Source organism: Bradyrhizobium sp. Unk1 (assembly GCF_059512345.1).
Window position 1 is genome coordinate 12,586 of sequence record NZ_JCAMOP010000068.1, and the last position, 16,608, is coordinate 29,193.

Sequence of the window (16,608 nt, forward strand, 5' to 3'; positions counted from 1 at the left end):
CTTGGGACCAACCTCGCGGCCAACCTTCCTCGCGAGACCTGCAGAATCGATTACACGCTGCCGCCGGCGATGTCGCGCCGGTTGAAGAACCGAACGTCGATATTGCGGCCCTCCGGCGGCGGCGAGGCCAGGCGCGAGCGGAAGAAGGCGCGCTCACCCGGCTGCAGCACCGTCTGCTCCAGCACGGTGTTCCAGGCGTAGATTTCCGCTCCCTGCGCGTCGCGCACCGCAAAGCGCAGCCGCGGGATATCGAGCGGCTTCTTGCTTTGACCGACGATCACGCCCTCGATCACCAGCACCTGCTTACCGTCCACGGTCTCGCTGGAGAGCTTGACGTCCTTGAACGCCAGCCCGCGCAAATTAACTTCGAGTCCGACCATCTTGTAGAACGCCGCCGTCTGCGGCAGCAGCCGGACCATGTCGCCGCGCCAGATGATCAGCGCCAGCACCAGCGCGCCCATGGCGGCGCAGGCGGTCGGCAGGCCGAAATGGGATTTTCGTGGAGCCTCGGTGGGGGCCTGGCGCCTCACCCGTGCCCCGCGGCGGCTGAACAGGCCGCGGAACCAGGACTGGTGCTGCGCGCCGGCGACGTCATCCTCGGCGGCGCGGGCCGCCGCTGACCATTCGTCCTCGGTCTCCTGGGCGTCCTCGGCCGGCCAGTCGCTGGCGATCGAGGGGCTGTCGACGACAGGCGTGTCGGCGGCGCCGTCGTCCCTGGCGTAAGAGTTCCACTGCTCGGCGAGGTCGGACTGGTCGTCGGCCTGGCTGGCTGCCGCCATGGCCGGGACGGACGCCCCCTCGATGGCATCCTCGGCATAGGCGACCCAGGTCTCCTTGCAGCGGGAGCAGCGGACCGTCCGCCCGTTCGCCCCCAGGCTCGCGGGCTTGATGGCGTAGGATGTCGTACAATGGGGGCAGACGATATGCATGGACACGAGCCTTGATGCACGGACTGGTCTTGACGATGCTTCGGTCGCGGAGAACCGGGCATCCCAGATGCTACAGAGCGACCGTTAACGAACCGGAAACCATAACGGCCGCAAAACCCGTTGATCGCGTGTGGCGGAGCGCAGCAGCGCGGCCCGCGCCCCCTCTCGAACGGAGCTGAGCTTGGTTCGGTTCGAAAATGTCGGATTGCGTTACGGACTGGGGCCGGAGATCCTGCGCGACCTCAGTTTCGAGATTCCGGCGCATTCCTTCCAGTTCCTCACCGGCCCGTCCGGCGCCGGCAAGACCTCGCTGCTGCGTCTGTTGTTCCTGTCGCACCGGCCGACGCGCGGCCTCGTCAACCTGTTCGGCCACGACATCTCGCAGCTCGGCAAGGACGAGATCGCGGATTTGCGCAAGCGCATCGGCATCGTGCTCCAGGACTTCCGCCTGCTCGACCACATGACGACCTATGAGAACGTCGCCTTGCCATTCCGCGTCATGGGCCGCAGCGAGTCGAGCTATCGCAAGGAGGTGATCGATCTGTTGCGCTGGGTCGGCCTCGGTGACCGCATGGACGCGCTGCCGCCGATCCTGTCTGGCGGCGAGAAGCAGCGCGCGGCGATCGCGCGCGCCGTGATCTCGCGGCCGCAACTCCTGCTCGCCGACGAGCCGACCGGCAGCGTCGATCCGACGCTCGGCCGCCGGCTGCTGCGGCTGTTCATCGAGCTCAACAAATCGGGTACCGCCGTCATCATCGCCACCCACGACATCGGCCTGATGGACCAGTACGAGGCGCGACGCTTCGTGCTGCACCAAGGGCGGCTGCACGTCTATGAGTAGGTCCGACGACCGCGGCGTGCTGGTAGATCTCGGACAGGAGCGTCCGCAGCTTCCGCCCAAGGCGCGCAACATGTCGCCGATCGTGCCGCGCGCCTCGATCCACGGCCGCGCGCTGGTTGCCGTCGTCGCCATCATGACCTTCCTCGCCTCGATGACCACGGGCACGGTGCTGCTCGTCAGCGCCTCCGCCGCGGAATGGCAGTCGGACGTTGCAAGCGAAATCACCATCCAGGTCCGCCCGCAGACCGGCCGCGATCTCGATCGCGACACCGCGGCAGTGACGGAGGCCATCCGCGCGCAGGCCGGCATCATCGAGGTCAAGCCGTTCACCAAGGACGAGAGCGGCAAGCTGCTCGAGCCCTGGCTCGGCACCGGCCTGTCGATGGATGATTTGCCGGTGCCGCGCATGATCATCGCGCGCGTGCAGCCCGGCACGCAGCTCGATCTCGGCGCCTTGCGCGCGCGCGTGACCCAGGCCGCCCCAAGCGCCAGCGTCGACGATCACCGCGCCTGGATCGAGCGGATGCGCTCGATGACCAACGCCACCGTGCTCGCCGGCATCGGCATCCTCGCCCTCGTCATCATCGCGACCATCATCTCGGTCTCGTTCGCGACCCGCGGCGCCATGGCGGCGAACCGCCCGATCGTCGAGGTCCTGCATTTCGTCGGCGCCGGCGACCGGTACATCGCCAACCGCTTCCTGCGCCACTTCCTCAGGCTGGGCCTGGAGGGCGGCGTGATCGGCGGGGGCGCCGCCATGCTGGTGTTCGGCTTCTCCGAGTCGATCGCCGGCTGGTTTTCCGGGACCCCCGTCGGCGACCAGTTCGCAGCCCTGCTCGGCACCTTCTCGCTGCGGCCGTCGGGCTACATCGTGCTCGCCGTGCAAGCGGTGCTGATCGGCGCCATCACCGCGGTAGCCTCGCGCCAGACGCTGTTCGCGACGCTGAATGACGTGGATTGAGATGGTTTCTTCCTTCTCCCCTTGTGGGAGAAGGTGGCGCGAAGCGCCGGATGAGGGGGCTCTGTCCGCGCGCACGAACGTCGAGGCGTATTCGCGGAGACAGACCCCTCACCCGTCTCGCCGCTTTCGCGGCGAGCCACCCTCTCCCACAAGGGGAGAGGGGAAGCAGCCCGATAAACCGGACTCCACTTCGCCTCAAAACGTCCTAAAATCATCCGGGGAAGGGATCACCGACATCATATGACCTCGCCGACCGACGATCGATCGCCGAAATTGCCGCGTGGCTGGCTGCGCGCGGCATTGGTATCGACGATCGCGTTCGTCTTCGTCGGCGCGGCGGCGGGCTTCATCGCCTTCCTGTCGCAATTGCGCGGCGCCGAGATCGCGCCGGACCGCAAGGCGGACGGCATCGTGGTCCTGACCGGTGGCTCCTCGCGGGTGTCGGATGCGATGGAGCTCCTGGCGGCCGGCTACGGCAAGCGGCTCCTGATCTCCGGCGTGCACCCGACCTCGACGGCGAGCGACATCTCCCGGACGCTGCCGGAGAACCAGTCCTTCATGCATTGCTGTGTCGATCTCGACCGCACCGCGGTCTCGACCCGCGGCAACGCGGCGGAAGCGCGGCGCTGGGCCGAGGGGCGCGGCTTCAGATCGCTGATCGTCGTCACCTCGAACTATCACATGCCGCGCGCGCTGGTGGAGTTCTCGCATGCGATGCCGGAGACCACGCTGATCCCGTTCGCAGTGGTCGGCGAAAAATGGCGCGAGGAGCCGTGGTGGACCTCGCCTTCCACCTTGCGGCTGCTCCTGTCCGAGTACGTCAAGTACATCGCCGCCGAGCTGAGGGTGCGGCTGGAGGATTTCGGGATTGACCTTTCACCCGAGATGTCGGAGCAGCCTGCAGGCGTGGCGCCGAAGCGGCCCGCCACGGCCCAGGCCAATTGATCGGATCATCGATGTTTTTGATTTTCCTGCGCTCGCTCCTGTTCAACGTGCTGTTCTACGCCGTGCTGGTGTGTCTCGCGATCGTGGCGCTGCCGACCTTCGCATTGCCGCCGCGCGCGATGCTGACGGTCGCGCAATGGTGGGCGAAGGCGACGCTGTTCCTGATGCGCGTGATCTGCAACATCAAGGTCGAATTCCGTGGGCTGGAGAAGATCCCGGCAGGGCCGCTGGTGATCGCGGCGAAGCATCAGTCGTTCTGGGAGACGTTCGTGCTGCCGGGCTTCTTCAACCGCCCGATCTTCATCCTCAAGCGGCAGCTCATGCAGATCCCGGTGTTCGGCCAGTTCCTGGTCAAGACCGGAATGATCGCGATCGACCGCAAGGCCGGCGTGAAGGCGCTGCTGGACATGACGCGGCGGGCACGCGAGGCGGTGCGCGCAGGCGGGCAGCTCGTGATCTTTCCGGAAGGCACACGCCGGGCGCCCGGCGCTGCGCCCGATTACAAGACCGGCTTTGCGCAGATCTACGCGTCATGCGGCGTGCGGTGCCTGCCGATCGCGCTCAATTCCGGCCTGTTCTGGCCGCGCCGCACCTTCATGCGCTATCCCGGCACGCTGGTGGTCGAGTTCCTCGATCCGCTGCCATCAGGCCTGCCGAAAGACGAGTTTCTCGCGCGCGTGCAAACCGCCATCGAGGACGCGACCGCTCGCCTCGTCGAAGCGGGCCGGAGAGAGCAGGAGCAGTTGATCGGCTCGTCGCCGAGCTACGCGCCGTCGCAGAGCTAGCGGTTCTCTCGATCTTCCGCGGGAGCCGGCGCGTGCAGGGAATGCGCATCGCCATGCAGCATGGTCGCGAGCTGATGCAATTGCGTGTCGCGAAAACCTTCGGCCTCGATCGCCTTCACCGTTGCCGTCACGTAGTCGCGGTTGGCCCCGGATTGGCCATGGCCCTGGACAACATGGCGATGCTGGTCGGCGAGCGACAGCCGGCCGGCATATTGCACATGCCCCCGGTCGACCACATAGGCGAGCGCAGAGACGCGCTGTCGCGCATCGTTCTCCAGCCACACCGAGCGCATCACCTCGCGATAGACGGAGGTGACCTGCTCGCGCGCCCGCAAATAGGCGACGACGTCGGCGCGGCCCTTCTCGGCGACGCGAAAAGCAATGCCGCGGCAGGCGCCGCCGCGGTCGAGCCCGAGCACCAGGCCCGGCTGCTCCGGCGTGCCACGATGCACGAAGGAATAGACGCAGAGCGCGCGGTGCTCGCCGACCAGCCGCGCCGGGACGCGTTCCCTGAATTCGAAGCCCGGCCGCCACATCAGCGAGCCATAGCCGAACACCCAGAGGTCGCCCTTGGCTGCGGTGACGGAGGGGAGGGTGATTTCCGACATTTCGGGCACGGCTACCAGAACGACGCCCCCAAGCGAAGCGAATTCTCGGCCTTTCGGCGCGGCCGAACCCCGCTTACATTTGACAAAATCTGGGGTCAAAGGGTCGCCGCATGTCAGATATGACCGTTGCCACAGGCCGCCGCCCCCGTTGGGGCCTTTTCATCGCCCCCATTATCCTCCTGATCCTCGCCGTCGCGTGGAGCTGTTTCTGGTTCTATGCGGCCTCGCAGGCCGAAATCGCCGCGGACGCCTGGCGGGCGCAGGAGGCCAAGTCCGGCCGCATCTATGATTGCGCCAAGCGCTCGATCGCCGGCTTCCCGTTCCGTTTCGAGGTCCAGTGTTCCGGCGCCAGCGTCGCCCTGGTGTCGCAGAACGCCAGCAAGACGCCGTTCACGGCCAGACTCGACAACATCCTGGTCGTCGCCCAGGTCTACGATCCCAAGCGCGTCATCGCCGAATTCTCGGCGCCGGCGACGCTCACCGACGGCGTCACGCAAAACACCTTCGTGGTGAATTGGAGCAAGGGCCGCAGCAGCGTGGTCGGCCTGCCGGCGGTGCCGGATCGCGCCTCCATCGTGTTCGACGATCCCGTCATCAATCGTCTCGACGGCAGCGTGCAGGTGCCGCTCGCGCGCGCCAAGCAGGTCGAGCTGCACGGTCGCCTCGCGGATGGGTCGCCGTCGGATCATCCTGTGATCGAGACCGTGCTGCACGTCGCGCAGGGCAGCATCCAGGGCGTTCATCCCTTGCTCGCCGAGCCGTTCGAGGCGGACACGCGCGCGAAGATCACGGGCCTCTCCGACCTCACGCCAAAGCCGTGGCCGCAACGCTTCCGCGAGATCCAGGCCGCCGGCGGTCACATCGAGATCGTGCAGTCGCGCGTCCAGCAGGGCGAGATGATCGCGGTTGCGGCCGGCACGCTCGGCCTCTCGGCCAATGGCCGACTCGACGGCGAATTGCAGATGACCGTGACCGGCCTCGAGCGCGTGATCCCGGCGCTCGGCATCGAGAAGATGCTGGAGGAGGGTGTGCCGCAGGCAACGCTCGACCGCGTTGCGCCCGGCGTGAAGTCGCAGGACCTCAACAATCTGTTCGGCGCACTCGACCGCGCCGTTCCCGGCCTCGGCAAGGTCATCAAGCAGAATGCCAATGCCGGCGTTGCGGCCGGCATCAATTCGATCGGCACCGAGAGCACGCTTGAGGGCAAGAAGGCTCGTAGCTTCCCGCTGAAATTCGTCGACGGCGCCGTGCTGCTCGGCCCGGTCAAGGTCGGGCAGATCCCACCGCTGTATTAGGTGTCTCCGTAGCCCGGATGGAGCGAAGCGCAATCCGGGGCAGGTCGCGCCGCGCTGAAAGAGATCCCGGATTACGCTTGCGCTCCATCCGGGCTACTTGAACGCTACGGCTTCTTGCCGAGCTGCGCATGCGGCCGGCCGAAATCCGGCGCAGCCGAATCCTGGCCGATCTCGACGATGCCGCGGCGGATGGCGCGCGTGCGCGTGAAGTGGTCGAACAGCGCCTCGCCGTCGCCGCGCCGGATCGCGCGGGTGAGCTTGGCGAGATCCTCGGTGAAGGTGCCGAGCATCTCCAGCACTGCTTCCTTGTTGGCGAGGAAGACGTCGCGCCACATCGTCGGGTCGGACGCCGCGATGCGGGTGAAGTCGCGAAAACCGCCGGCCGAGAACTTGATCACCTCGGACTCCGTCACTTGCGCCAGCTCGTCGGCGGTGCCGACGATGGTGTAGGCGATCAGATGCGGCAGATGGCTGGTGATCGCGAGCACGAGATCATGATGATCCGGCGTCATGATCTCGACCTTCGCGCCCATCGCCGCCCAGAACGCGCGCAGCCGATCGGTGGCCGCCGCATCGACGCCTTCCGGCGGCGTCAGGATGCACCAGCGGTTGATGAAGAGCTCGGCGAAACCGGAATCGGGGCCCGAATGCTCGGTGCCCGCGACGGGATGCGCCGGCACGAAATGAATGGTCTTCGGCAGATGCGGCGTCATGTCCCTGACGATCGCGCCCTTGACCGAGCCGACGTCTGAGACGATCGCGCCCGGCTTCAGATGTTCAGCGATTTCCTGCGCCACCGGCCCGCAGGCACCGACGGGAATGCAGAGGATGACGAGATCGGCATCCTTCACCGCTTCCGCATTGGTCGCCACGACCTGGTCGACGATGCCGAGCTCCAGCACCCGCGCGCGCGTCTTCTCCGAGCGCGCGGTGGTGACGATCTCGGAGGCCAAGCCCTGGAGCTTCGCAGCGCGCGCGATCGAGCCGCCGATCAGGCCGAAGCCGATCAGCGCAACGCGCTGGAAGTGCGGTGTGGTGCTCATTTGCCGGCCATGAAGTCGCGCAGGCCCTCGACGACGAGGCGGTTCGCCTCCTCGGTGCCGATGGTCATGCGCAGCGAATGCGGCAGGCGGTAGTTCTTTAGCGCGCGCAACACCAGCCCGCGCTTGGTCAGATACGCGTCGGCCTCGTCCGCGGTCTTGCCATTTTCCGGGAAGTGGATCAGCACGAAATTGGCGACGCCGGGCGTCACCTTCAGACCGAGCTTGCCGATCTCCTCGGACAGCCAGTTGCGCCAGGTCTCGGTGAACTGCTTCGACATCGCCTGGTGCGCTGTGTCCTCGATCGCAGCGACCGCGGCATACATCGCCGGCGTCGACACGTTGAAGGGACCGCGGATGCGGTTGACCGCGTCGATGATGTGCTCGGGACCGAACATCCAGCCGACGCGCAGCGCGGCGAGGCCGTGGATCTTGGAGAAGGTGTGCGTCACCACGGTGTTCTCGGTGGTGGCGACCAGCTCGATCCCCATCTCGTAGTCGTTGCGCGAGACGTAATCGGAATAGGCGGCATCGAGCACCAGCAGCACGTGCGACGGCAGGCCGGCGCGCAGCCGCTTGACCTCGTCGAACGGCACATAGGTGCCGGTCGGATTGTTCGGGTTGGCGAGCCAGACCAGCTTTGTCTTCGGCGTCACCGCGTTGAGGATGGCATCGACATTGCAGGTGAGGTTGGTCTCCTGCGCGACCACGTTCTTGGCGCCGACCGCCATGGTCGCGATCGGGTAGACCAGGAAGCCGTGCGTGGTCGAGATCGCCTCGTCGCCCTGGCTGAGATAGGTGTGGGCGAGCAGATTGAGGATCTCGTCCGAGCCCGCGCCGCAGATGATGCGGTTGGGGTCGAGCCCGAAAGAACGGCCGATCGCTTCGCGCAGCACGCGCGAGGTTCCTTCCGGATAGTCTTCCAGATGCGCCGCCACGTTCTTGAAGGCCTCGATCGCCTTGGGCGAGGGCCCGAACGGCGTCTCGTTGGCCGAGAGCTTGAACACCTTGCGGCCCGGCTCGGCCACCGGGCTCTTGCCGGGCGTGTAGGGCGCAATATCGAGAATGCCGGGATTCGGCACGGGGCGGGACATCTTCAACTCCGGAAGTAGCTTTAGGCGGTTCGCGATCTACGATTTCGACCCGGTCGAGGGCACCGTATAGCGCGTTGCGTGGCTGCCGACGAGGGCCGTGGAGCGCACCGAGGCCCCCGCTTCGATCAGGGCAGCCTTGATCTTGTCGATGCTGGTCGCGCTCGTGACCGAGACCAGCAGCGCCGCGCCGTCGAAGGCGGTATCGGGCACCGCCACGATCTCGGCGAGCGGCGACAGGGCGCGGGCGACCTCGGCGTTCCAGCCGGACACGCGCACGCTGAAGGTCTCGACCTCCGTCACCACGGCGCTGTCGGCGACGCGCGAGATCGCGAACACCGGCAGCGAGGCCGGATGGTCGGCGCGCTCGACGAAGGGCAGCCGCGCGATGATCTTCGGCGCGCCGTCCGCCTCCAGCTCCAGCCACCACGGCGTGCGGCTCGAGGTTGCCGAGACCAGCGCCAGGTCGCCCTTGGATTTTGCCACCGCCTCGACCGCCGCCTGCGCGCTGAAATGCGCGACGTAAGGCACCGTGAAGCCGAAATGAAAGCGCACGGAATCGCGCATCGCCGGCTCGCTCACCGAGATGTCGGCATGCACCGAGAACGGCGCCTGGACATAGGTGAAGGTCGAGATGATGACGCGCCAGATGCTCTCGACCGTGTCGAGCGGCAGGATGCCGCGATGGCGTTGCACGATGTCACGCATCATGGCGGCCTCGCGCGCCGGGCGGAACGCCGAGCCGACCTCCTGGGTCTGCTTCACCTGGATCAGGCGGTCGATGATGTCGCCGCGCTGCATCAGGAGACGATGCATGCCCTCGTCGATCGCGTCGATCTCCTTGCGCAATTCCTGGAGTGATGGTGGCGCGGGCGGACGTTGGGACATATCTGACTGGACTGTTGAGAGGCGTTCCAATGCGGATCGACCAGGCAAGCTGGTAGGTTCGGATCCGCTGCGATCGATATCCTGATTAGGCAGTCGGGGCGGCGAAAGCAAAGAGAAATGACGTCCTTTTGGGCTGATGTGACAGAGACGAATTTGGCTAATCCGGACCGCGACTTGACGAAAACCGCCCAAGACAGTAGGTTTTGCCTGTTCCGTGGTCATTTGAGCCGGCCGGCTTGCAGCCACGTTAAAAAACTCGCTAAACAGGCCGGGGACCCTTTCGATCCCGGCCGAACCTATCGTTCAGGCCGGGTTTTTCATGGCCTGATGTCACTGCGATCGAACGTCTGATCGCAAACGAGGTCGATGTCAGAGATGGGTGGCGTCAAGTCTGTGCCGAGCCCCGCGATCAGTGCCGACGACCGGTCGCATGAGGCGGATCATCCGAATTCGCAGCTCGCGCAGTTCGGCGCCGAGCAGCCGCTGCGGCTCGATTGCGGCATCGATCTCACCCCGTTCCAGATCGCCTACCAGACCTATGGCGAGCTCAACGCCGATCGCTCCAACGCGGTGCTGATCTGCCATGCGCTGACGGGCGATCAGCATGTCGCCAACGTGCATCCCGTCACCGGCAAGTCGGGCTGGTGGGAGACGCTGGTCGGTCCCGGCCGACCTCTTGATCCTCAGCACTACTTCATCATTTGCGCCAACGTGATCGGCGGCTGCATGGGCTCGACCGGGCCGGCCTCGATCAACCCCGCGACCGGCAAGGTGTGGGGCCTGGATTTCCCCGTCATCACCATTCCCGACATGGTGCGCGCGCAGGCGATGCTGATCGACCGGCTCGGCATCGACACGTTGTTCGCGGTGGTCGGCGGCTCGATGGGTGGCATGCAGGTGCTGCAATGGACCTCGGCCTATCCAAGGCGCGTGTACTCCGCGCTGGCGATTGCCTGCGCGACGCGGCACTCGGCGCAGAACATCGCCTTCCACGAGCTCGGCCGCCAGGCGGTGATGGCCGATCCCGACTGGCACAACGGCCGCTACACGGATCAGGGCATCCATCCGCATCGCGGACTTGCGGTGGCACGGATGGCCGCGCACATCACCTATCTCTCCGACGCCGCGCTGCATCGCAAGTTCGGCCGCCGCATGCAGGACCGCGAGCTGCCGACCTTCTCGTTCGACGCCGATTTCCAGGTCGAGAGCTATCTGCGCTACCAGGGCTCGTCCTTCGTTGAGCGGTTCGACGCCAACTCCTATCTCTATCTGACCCGTGCGATGGATTATTTCGACATCGCCGGCGACCACGGCGGCGTGCTGGCGAAAGCGTTCGCGGGCATCGAGACGCGCTTCTGCGTGGTCTCCTTCACCAGCGACTGGCTGTTCCCGACCTCGGAATCGCGCGCACTGGTGCACGCGCTGAACGCGTCGAGCGCGCGAGTGTCGTTCGCCGAGATCGAGACCGATCGCGGCCATGACGCCTTCCTGCTCGACGTGCCCGAATTCTTCGATATCGCCCGTGCCTTCCTGCAATCGGCAGGGAAGGCGCGCGGGCTCACCGCCAGGAATGACTGACAAGGACGGCTAGCGATGTCTGTGCAGGAAGTGCTGCCGCTGGGCGGCGTTGCGACGGAGCAGTCCGGCCCGTTTCGCGCCGATCATCTGCTGGTCGCCGAGATGGTCAAGCCCGGCTCGAAAGTGCTCGACGTCGGCTGCGGCGAGGGCGACCTGCTTCAGCTTCTGGAGACCCGCGGCATCGACGGGCGCGGCATCGAGCTGTCGCGCGAGGGCGTCAACCGCTGTGTCGCCAAGGGCCTCGCGGTGGTGCAGGGTGATGCCGACACCGATCTCGTCAATTATCCCGACGACGCCTTCGATTACGTCATCCTGTCGCAGACGCTTCAAGCGACGCGGCAGCCGCGGGTCGTGCTGGAGAATCTGTTGCGCATCGGCCGCCGCGCCATCGTGTCGTTCCCGAATTTCGGCTTCTGGAAGATGCGGCTTCAGCTCCTGGTCGGCGGCCACATGCCGCGCACCGAGAATCTGCCCGCGACCTGGTACGACACCGCCAACATCCATTTCTGCACCATCAAGGATTTCGTCGAGCTCTGCGACGCGATCCACGTCAAGATGGAGCGCGCCGAGGCGCTGGATCTCTACGGCCGTCCATTGCGGCTGCGATTGCCGTGGTGGGTGTGGAACATGTTCGGCGAGCAGGGCGTGTTTCTGCTGAGCCGGGGCGGAAGGAAATAGTTACTCGCCCGCGCTCCTCAAAATGAGGAGCTGAGGTCTATCCTTTGTCATTGCGAGCGTAGTGAAGCAATCCAGAGTCTTTCCGCGGAGGGATTCTGGATTGCTTCGCTGCGCTCGCAATGACGGAGTACTTGGCCGCGACTGTGCTTAATGCGCTGCGAGCGACCGCGGATCGCGCACCGGCCAGCGCCCGGCTTCCACCAAAGTCACGAACCGCTCCACGCTCTCGTTGAACAGCGCGGGTTCTTCGAGATTGAGCACGTGGCCTGATTTCGGAAACATCGACAGGCCCGCCGCGGGCAGGTGCTTCTTCAAGAACAGGCTTGCCCCGACGCAGGGATCGTCTTCGTCGCCGCAGATGATCAGCGCGGGCGTTGCCACACCTCGAATGGCATCCGGCATCGTGTAAATCGATGGCCTGCCGCCCTGGAAGCCGCGCATCGTGTTGGCCGAACCCTTGGCATCGTGGCGCGCCAGCGCGGCGTAGAAATCGGCATGGCCGCGCGGGTCCTTCACAAGGAACGGAATCCGGCTCGCCGCCTCGCGCGTGACCTTTGCGACCTCGGCGGAGCCTGATGTCTCGAACTGCTCGGCATTGGCGCGGCACTGCTTGCGCCAGTTGTCGAGATTCTCGATCTCCGATCCTGAGCCCACGCCGGCCAGCGTCATCGACAGCGCGCGCTGCGGCGCGTTCAATCCGATCTGGAGCGACGAATAGGCGCCCATCGACAGGCCGACGAGATGCGCGCGCTCGATCTTGAGATGATCGAGCACCGCGAGCGCGTCGGTGTAGAAGTGCTTGTAGGTGTAGACCTCGCCGTCAGGCACGTCCGACGGCGTGTAGCCGCGCGCGGAATAGGTGATGCAGCGATGGCCGCGCGAGAAGTAGCGCATCTGCGGCTCCCAATTGGTGTAGTCGGCCGCGAACTCGTGCAGAAAAATAATCGGCGTTCCCTGGCCCGCTTCTTCGAAATAGATGCGGACGTCATCGCTGGTCGTGGCGTGGGGCATTAACTATTTCCCTCTCTTCAAGCCGCCTTTGGAGAGTTGCAGTTAATGCTGTTGTCCGCAATGCGGCAGCCTCACGCCAGCACCTGCACAAAATCATCGCAGCTATTCGCGGGCGTGGCGTCTTTTTCTCGCCACATCCGGCGGCTTAACGGCCAGACGGATGTCGGCCATCGCACGGCCGATTGGGGAAGTGGGGGTGTCAAGAAGGATGAAGTATGTTCGAGTTGTTTGCGTCTCGCCTGTCGCGTTGTGTTGTCGCGCTGGCGATTTTCTCCGCGGCGGTTGCCGCGTTCGTTTCTCCGGCCTCAGCGCGGCCGCATCATCGTCATAGCGCAGAGCGGCACGCTTACGTGCACCACGCCAGACATCATCATGACCGTCATTATCGCCACCATGCCCGTAGCTCGCGCTTCGAGCGCGGCGCGGCGCAGTTGCAGGCGAGCGGCTTCGCCGACACCCAGGCCAGCTACAATCCCAACGCCAATGTCGGCGGCATGGCCAACAACGGAATGACCAATCCTGGAATGGCCAATAGCGGTGGCGGCTTCGGCGGCGGATCGGGCCTCGTGTCCGAGGCGCGCCGCTATGTCGGCGGCAATCCGACCGGGCGCGGCAGCCTGTGGTGCGCGCGCTTCATGAACATGGTGCTGCAGCACACCGGCCATCAGGGCACCGGCTCCGACATGGCGAGCTCGTTCGCGCGCTACGGCACGCGTGTCTCCGGTCCGCAGGTCGGCGCCATCGCTGTCATGTCGCGCGGTCGCCGGGGCGGCCATGTCGGCATCATCACCGGCGTGGACGCGCAGGGCAATCCGATCATGATCTCCGGCAACAACGGCAATCGTGTTCGCGAGGCGCCGGTCTCGCGCGGCCGGATCTATGCGTATGTGATGCCGAACTGAGGCTCGTCATTGCGAGCGAAGCGAAGCAATCCAGAATCCCACCGCGGAGACAGTCTGGATTGCTTCGTCGCTTTGCTCCTCGCAATGACGGAGGGTGTTGAGGCGGCGTGCCGTCACACCAGCTTCGGCGCTTCCACCGCGATCGCGTCACCGACGCCGATGTCGCCGTCGGCGATGACCTCGGCATAGATGCCGCAATCCATGTGCCCGAGATTGCGCGAGAGCGTCGGTGGTATCTCGAGATCGCGCTGCGCGGTCTCGGGATCGACGTTGACCGCCGGGCAGCGGACGATGCGCTTGACCACCTTGAGCCGGACCTGACCGATCGCCAACGTCTCGCCGACGAGGTCGAGCTCGGACCAGGCCGGCCAGCCCTTCACGTAGAGATTGGCGCGGAAGCGCAGCGGATTCACTGCGGCGCCGCCGAGCATGGTCTCGATCGCGCGGACGCTGTCGAGATTGATGATCGACACGACCTTGCGGGCGACGTCGGAAAAGCTGTGGTCGCGGCCGGACAGAACTTTTGGCGGGCCCTTCAGCTCCGGCTGAAAATTCTCCGTGAAATAATCCTCGATGGCGGCGCGCCCGGCAGTGCTCTCGAGGTCCCCGCTGGCGACGATCTGGCCGTCCTTGCGGATGGTCAGGCGGTTGGTCGCGTCCTCGAACCGGCTGTCGAGGGACGCCAGCCGCTCATTGCGCGCCAGCATCAGGAACTGGATCTTCGGCTTCCAGGCCGGCGCCTCCGGATCGAAGCCGCTCGGGCCATTCTCGATGGCGTAGCGGCGGTCGGCCGGCAGGGTCTGGCCGATCCGCAAGGGGACCCGGGGCAGGGATTCCGGCGTCAGGCCCTTGATCGGGTAACGGTAAAGGCCGGTGATTTCGGCGGTCTGGCTGGCTGTCATGTCGCTACTTAAGGGATTCGACCTGCCGGCGCCAAGCAGGCGGACCCGTGCACGAAATTGTGAACGCGCCTCTTCCGATCCGAGGCCAAGCTTCCCACATCTGGGTCAGGCCGGCGCCAGCGCCGGCTGCTAACGACCGTTGCCGGTTGACGACCATCAACGCAGGCACCGGAAACCCAATGAAGATGCCGTTTGGAGTGCCTTAGAGGGCTCCAGGGGCAGGCCGAGGGAAAGAAAAGACATGAACATCGACAAATATACCGAACGCTCCAGGGGCTTCGTCCAGTCCGCGCAATCGCTTGCGGTGCGCGAGGGGCATCAGCAGTTTTCGACCCTGCACGTCCTGAAAGTTCTGCTGGACGACAATGAGGGCCTCGCCGCCGGTCTGATCGACCGCGCCGGCGGCAATTCCCGCGCAATCCTGAAGGCGACCGAGGACGCCCTCAACAAGGTGCCGAAGGTCTCCGGCGGCGGCGCCGGCCAGATCTATCTGGCGCCCGAACTCGCCCGCACTTTTGATGCCGCCGAAAAGGCCGGCGAGAAGGCCGGCGACAGCTTTGTCACCGTCGAGCGGCTGCTGCTCGGCCTCGCGCTGGAAAAGACCAGCGAGGCCGGCGCGATCCTGGCCAAGGGCGGCGTCACCCCCCAAAACCTCAATGCCGCGATCGAGGCGCTGCGCAAGGGCCGCACGGCGGACTCGGCGACCGCCGAGAACGCCTATGACGCCCTGAAGAAATATGCCCGCGACCTGACCCAGGCTGCGCGCGACGGCAAGCTCGACCCGGTCATCGGCCGCGACGAGGAGATCCGCCGCACCATCCAGGTGCTCTCGCGCCGGACCAAGAACAATCCCGTTCTGATCGGTGAACCCGGCGTCGGCAAGACCGCCATCGCCGAGGGCCTCGCGTTGCGCATCGTCAACGGCGACGTGCCCGAGAGCCTCCAGGACAAGAAGCTGCTCTCGCTCGATCTCGGCGCGCTGATTGCGGGTGCGAAGTACCGCGGCGAGTTCGAGGAGCGGCTGAAGGCCGTGCTCCAGGAAGTCACCGCGAGCGAGGGCAATTTCATCCTTTTCATCGACGAGATGCATACGCTGATCGGCGCCGGCAAGGGCGACGGCGCGATGGACGCGTCCAACCTGCTCAAGCCCGCGCTCGCGCGCGGCGAGTTGCACTGCATCGGCGCCACCACGCTCGACGAGTACCGCAAGCACGTCGAGAAGGATGCGGCGCTGGCGCGGCGCTTCCAGCCGATCTTCGTGAGCGAGCCCTCCGTCGAGGACACCATCTCGATCCTCCGCGGCTTGAAAGACAAGTACGAGCAGCACCACGGCGTCCGGATCACCGATTCCGCGCTCGTGGCGGCGACGACGCTGTCCAACCGCTACATCACCGACCGCTTCCTGCCGGACAAGGCGATTGACCTCATGGACGAGGCGGCTGCGCGGCTGAAGATGCAGGTCGATTCCAAGCCGGAAGAGCTGGATTCGCTCGACCGCGAGATCATCCGGCTCAAGATCGAGCAGGAAGCTCTCAAGAAGGAGAGCGATCTCGGCTCCAAGACCCGTCTCGAGGGGCTTCAGAAGGAGCTCAGCGAGCTCGAAGAGAAGTCCGCGGCCCTGACGTCGCGCTGGAGCGCGGAGAAGAACAAGCTCTCCAACGCCCAGAAGCTGAAGTCGGAGCTGGACGCGCTGCGCGTCGATCTCGCCGACGCACAGCGGCGCGGCGAATTCCAGAAGGCCGGCGAGCTGGCCTATGGCCGGATCCCGCAGCTTGAGAAGCAGCTCGCGGAGATCGAGGCGCGTGAGGGCTCCGGCGAGATGATGGAGGAGGCTGTCACCGCCAACCACATCGCGCAGGTGGTCTCGCGCTGGACCGGCGTGCCCGTTGACAAGATGCTGGAAGGCGAGAAGGAGAAGCTCCTGAAGATGGAGGAGCAGCTCGGCAAGCGCGTCGTCGGCCAGGCCGAGGCCGTGCGTGCGGTCGCGACCGCCGTGCGCCGCTCGCGCGCGGGCCTGCAGGACCCGAACCGGCCGACCGGCTCGTTCATGTTCCTGGGGCCGACCGGCGTCGGCAAGACCGAGCTGACCAAGGCGCTCGCGGAGTACCTGTTCAACGACGAGACCGCGATGGTCCGCCTCGACATGTCCGAGTA

General features: G+C 65.8%; 16 protein-coding genes and 1 riboswitch. Of the genes, 9 read left to right on the plus strand and 7 right to left on the minus strand.

Annotation, left to right across the window (positions count from 1 at the left end):
• Nucleotides 1-50: 50 nt before the first annotated feature.
• On the minus strand, nucleotides 51-929 hold the full coding sequence (locus AC5ZFO_RS44175) for an MJ0042-type zinc finger domain-containing protein (protein WP_282520501.1): 879 nt from the start codon (nucleotides 927-929) through the stop codon (nucleotides 51-53).
• A gap of 181 nt (nucleotides 930-1,110) precedes the next feature.
• Between AC5ZFO_RS44175 and ftsE the strand changes: the two genes are divergently transcribed.
• The 4 genes from ftsE to AC5ZFO_RS44195 all read left to right on the plus strand — a co-directional run bounded on the left by ftsE (nucleotide 1,111) and on the right by AC5ZFO_RS44195 (nucleotide 4,461).
• The gene (gene ftsE, locus AC5ZFO_RS44180) at nucleotides 1,111-1,770 is read left to right on the plus strand and encodes a cell division ATP-binding protein FtsE (protein WP_014491659.1); all 660 of its coding nucleotides are present in this window, start codon (nucleotides 1,111-1,113) and stop codon (nucleotides 1,768-1,770) included.
• Nucleotides 1,763-2,731, plus strand: a complete 969-nt coding sequence (locus AC5ZFO_RS44185) for a cell division protein FtsX (RefSeq protein WP_282520502.1) — start codon at nucleotides 1,763-1,765, stop codon at nucleotides 2,729-2,731. The genes ftsE and AC5ZFO_RS44185 overlap by 8 nt, the downstream gene beginning before the upstream one ends.
• Before the next feature lie 240 nt (nucleotides 2,732-2,971).
• Nucleotides 2,972-3,676: a YdcF family protein gene (locus AC5ZFO_RS44190; RefSeq protein WP_282520503.1), complete on the plus strand. Its 705-nt coding sequence runs from the start codon at nucleotides 2,972-2,974 to the stop codon at nucleotides 3,674-3,676.
• Between the two features lie 11 nt (nucleotides 3,677-3,687).
• The gene (locus tag AC5ZFO_RS44195; protein WP_282520504.1) at nucleotides 3,688-4,461 is read left to right on the plus strand and encodes a lysophospholipid acyltransferase family protein; all 774 of its coding nucleotides are present in this window, start codon (nucleotides 3,688-3,690) and stop codon (nucleotides 4,459-4,461) included.
• Here the strand turns inward: AC5ZFO_RS44195 and AC5ZFO_RS44200 are convergent.
• Entirely contained in the window at nucleotides 4,458-5,069 is a 612-nt protein-coding gene (locus tag AC5ZFO_RS44200; RefSeq protein WP_496123811.1) for a gamma-glutamylcyclotransferase, read from the minus strand. The two genes, AC5ZFO_RS44195 and AC5ZFO_RS44200, sit on opposite strands and share 4 nt — an antisense overlap.
• Before the next feature lie 110 nt (nucleotides 5,070-5,179).
• Here AC5ZFO_RS44200 and AC5ZFO_RS44205 point away from each other — a divergent pair, with 110 nt between their 5' ends.
• Complete coding sequence (locus tag AC5ZFO_RS44205) at nucleotides 5,180-6,364, plus strand: DUF2125 domain-containing protein (protein WP_038942666.1); 1,185 nt, start codon at nucleotides 5,180-5,182, stop codon at nucleotides 6,362-6,364.
• Nucleotides 6,365-6,468: 104 nt separating this feature from the next.
• Here AC5ZFO_RS44205 and AC5ZFO_RS44210 read toward each other — a convergent pair whose 3' ends face one another.
• The 3 genes from AC5ZFO_RS44210 to AC5ZFO_RS44220 are packed head-to-tail and all read right to left on the minus strand — an operon-like array spanning nucleotide 6,469 to nucleotide 9,383.
• Nucleotides 6,469-7,407, minus strand: coding sequence for a prephenate/arogenate dehydrogenase family protein (locus AC5ZFO_RS44210; RefSeq protein WP_282520506.1), 939 nt, complete (start codon nucleotides 7,405-7,407; stop codon nucleotides 6,469-6,471).
• The gene (locus AC5ZFO_RS44215) at nucleotides 7,404-8,498 is read right to left on the minus strand and encodes a pyridoxal phosphate-dependent aminotransferase (RefSeq protein ID WP_282520507.1); all 1,095 of its coding nucleotides are present in this window, start codon (nucleotides 8,496-8,498) and stop codon (nucleotides 7,404-7,406) included. The genes AC5ZFO_RS44210 and AC5ZFO_RS44215 overlap by 4 nt, the downstream gene beginning before the upstream one ends.
• Before the next feature lie 36 nt (nucleotides 8,499-8,534).
• A complete protein-coding gene (locus tag AC5ZFO_RS44220; protein WP_282520508.1) occupies nucleotides 8,535-9,383 on the minus strand; it encodes a chorismate mutase in 849 nt (282 codons plus the stop codon).
• A 204-nt stretch (nucleotides 9,384-9,587) separates the two neighbouring features.
• Nucleotides 9,588-9,667, plus strand: a riboswitch (SAM riboswitch).
• Between the two features lie 91 nt (nucleotides 9,668-9,758).
• On the opposite strand from AC5ZFO_RS44220, the gene metX reads away from it, so the two are divergent.
• Nucleotides 9,759-10,961 (plus strand): homoserine O-acetyltransferase MetX, encoded by a 1,203-nt coding sequence (gene metX / locus AC5ZFO_RS44225; RefSeq protein ID WP_282520528.1) that lies wholly within the window; start codon nucleotides 9,759-9,761, stop codon nucleotides 10,959-10,961.
• 15 nt (nucleotides 10,962-10,976) lie between these two features.
• A complete protein-coding gene (gene metW / locus AC5ZFO_RS44230; RefSeq protein ID WP_282520509.1) occupies nucleotides 10,977-11,639 on the plus strand; it encodes a methionine biosynthesis protein MetW in 663 nt (220 codons plus the stop codon).
• 147 nt (nucleotides 11,640-11,786) lie between these two features.
• On the opposite strand, the gene AC5ZFO_RS44235 is transcribed toward metW, so the two are convergent.
• The gene (locus AC5ZFO_RS44235; protein ID WP_282520510.1) at nucleotides 11,787-12,650 is read right to left on the minus strand and encodes an alpha/beta fold hydrolase; all 864 of its coding nucleotides are present in this window, start codon (nucleotides 12,648-12,650) and stop codon (nucleotides 11,787-11,789) included.
• A 215-nt stretch (nucleotides 12,651-12,865) separates the two neighbouring features.
• Here AC5ZFO_RS44235 and AC5ZFO_RS44240 point away from each other — a divergent pair, with 215 nt between their 5' ends.
• Entirely contained in the window at nucleotides 12,866-13,552 is a 687-nt protein-coding gene (locus AC5ZFO_RS44240; RefSeq protein ID WP_282520511.1) for a TIGR02594 family protein, read from the plus strand.
• A gap of 113 nt (nucleotides 13,553-13,665) precedes the next feature.
• On the opposite strand, the gene AC5ZFO_RS44245 is transcribed toward AC5ZFO_RS44240, so the two are convergent.
• Complete coding sequence (locus tag AC5ZFO_RS44245; RefSeq protein WP_282520512.1) at nucleotides 13,666-14,454, minus strand: MOSC domain-containing protein; 789 nt, start codon at nucleotides 14,452-14,454, stop codon at nucleotides 13,666-13,668.
• A gap of 241 nt (nucleotides 14,455-14,695) precedes the next feature.
• On the opposite strand from AC5ZFO_RS44245, the gene AC5ZFO_RS44250 reads away from it, so the two are divergent.
• Nucleotides 14,696-16,608: Clp protease N-terminal domain-containing protein (locus AC5ZFO_RS44250; protein WP_496123812.1), on the plus strand; the 1,913-nt coding region annotated here is incomplete at its 3' end.

Bases quoted from the DNA above. Each gene is read 5' to 3' on its own strand.
- AC5ZFO_RS44240 (WP_282520511.1), top strand. From the start codon at position 12,866: ATGTTCGAGTTGTTTGCGTCTCGCCTGTCGCGTTGTGTTGTCGCGCTG.
- AC5ZFO_RS44210 (WP_282520506.1), bottom strand. From the start codon at position 7,407: ATGAGCACCACACCGCACTTCCAGCGCGTTGCGCTGATCGGCTTCGGC.
- AC5ZFO_RS44195 (WP_282520504.1), top strand. From the start codon at position 3,688: ATGTTTTTGATTTTCCTGCGCTCGCTCCTGTTCAACGTGCTGTTCTAC.
- AC5ZFO_RS44235 (WP_282520510.1), bottom strand. From the start codon at position 12,650: ATGCCCCACGCCACGACCAGCGATGACGTCCGCATCTATTTCGAAGAA.
- AC5ZFO_RS44190 (WP_282520503.1), top strand. From the start codon at position 2,972: ATGACCTCGCCGACCGACGATCGATCGCCGAAATTGCCGCGTGGCTGG.
- metX (WP_282520528.1), top strand. From the start codon at position 9,759: ATGGGTGGCGTCAAGTCTGTGCCGAGCCCCGCGATCAGTGCCGACGAC.
- AC5ZFO_RS44205 (WP_038942666.1), top strand. From the start codon at position 5,180: ATGTCAGATATGACCGTTGCCACAGGCCGCCGCCCCCGTTGGGGCCTT.
- AC5ZFO_RS44220 (WP_282520508.1), bottom strand. From the start codon at position 9,383: ATGTCCCAACGTCCGCCCGCGCCACCATCACTCCAGGAATTGCGCAAG.
- AC5ZFO_RS44215 (WP_282520507.1), bottom strand. From the start codon at position 8,498: ATGTCCCGCCCCGTGCCGAATCCCGGCATTCTCGATATTGCGCCCTAC.
- AC5ZFO_RS44200 (WP_496123811.1), bottom strand. From the start codon at position 5,069: ATGTCGGAAATCACCCTCCCCTCCGTCACCGCAGCCAAGGGCGACCTC.
- AC5ZFO_RS44185 (WP_282520502.1), top strand. From the start codon at position 1,763: ATGAGTAGGTCCGACGACCGCGGCGTGCTGGTAGATCTCGGACAGGAG.
- AC5ZFO_RS44175 (WP_282520501.1), bottom strand. From the start codon at position 929: ATGCATATCGTCTGCCCCCATTGTACGACATCCTACGCCATCAAGCCC.
- AC5ZFO_RS44245 (WP_282520512.1), bottom strand. From the start codon at position 14,454: ATGACAGCCAGCCAGACCGCCGAAATCACCGGCCTTTACCGTTACCCG.
- metW (WP_282520509.1), top strand. From the start codon at position 10,977: ATGTCTGTGCAGGAAGTGCTGCCGCTGGGCGGCGTTGCGACGGAGCAG.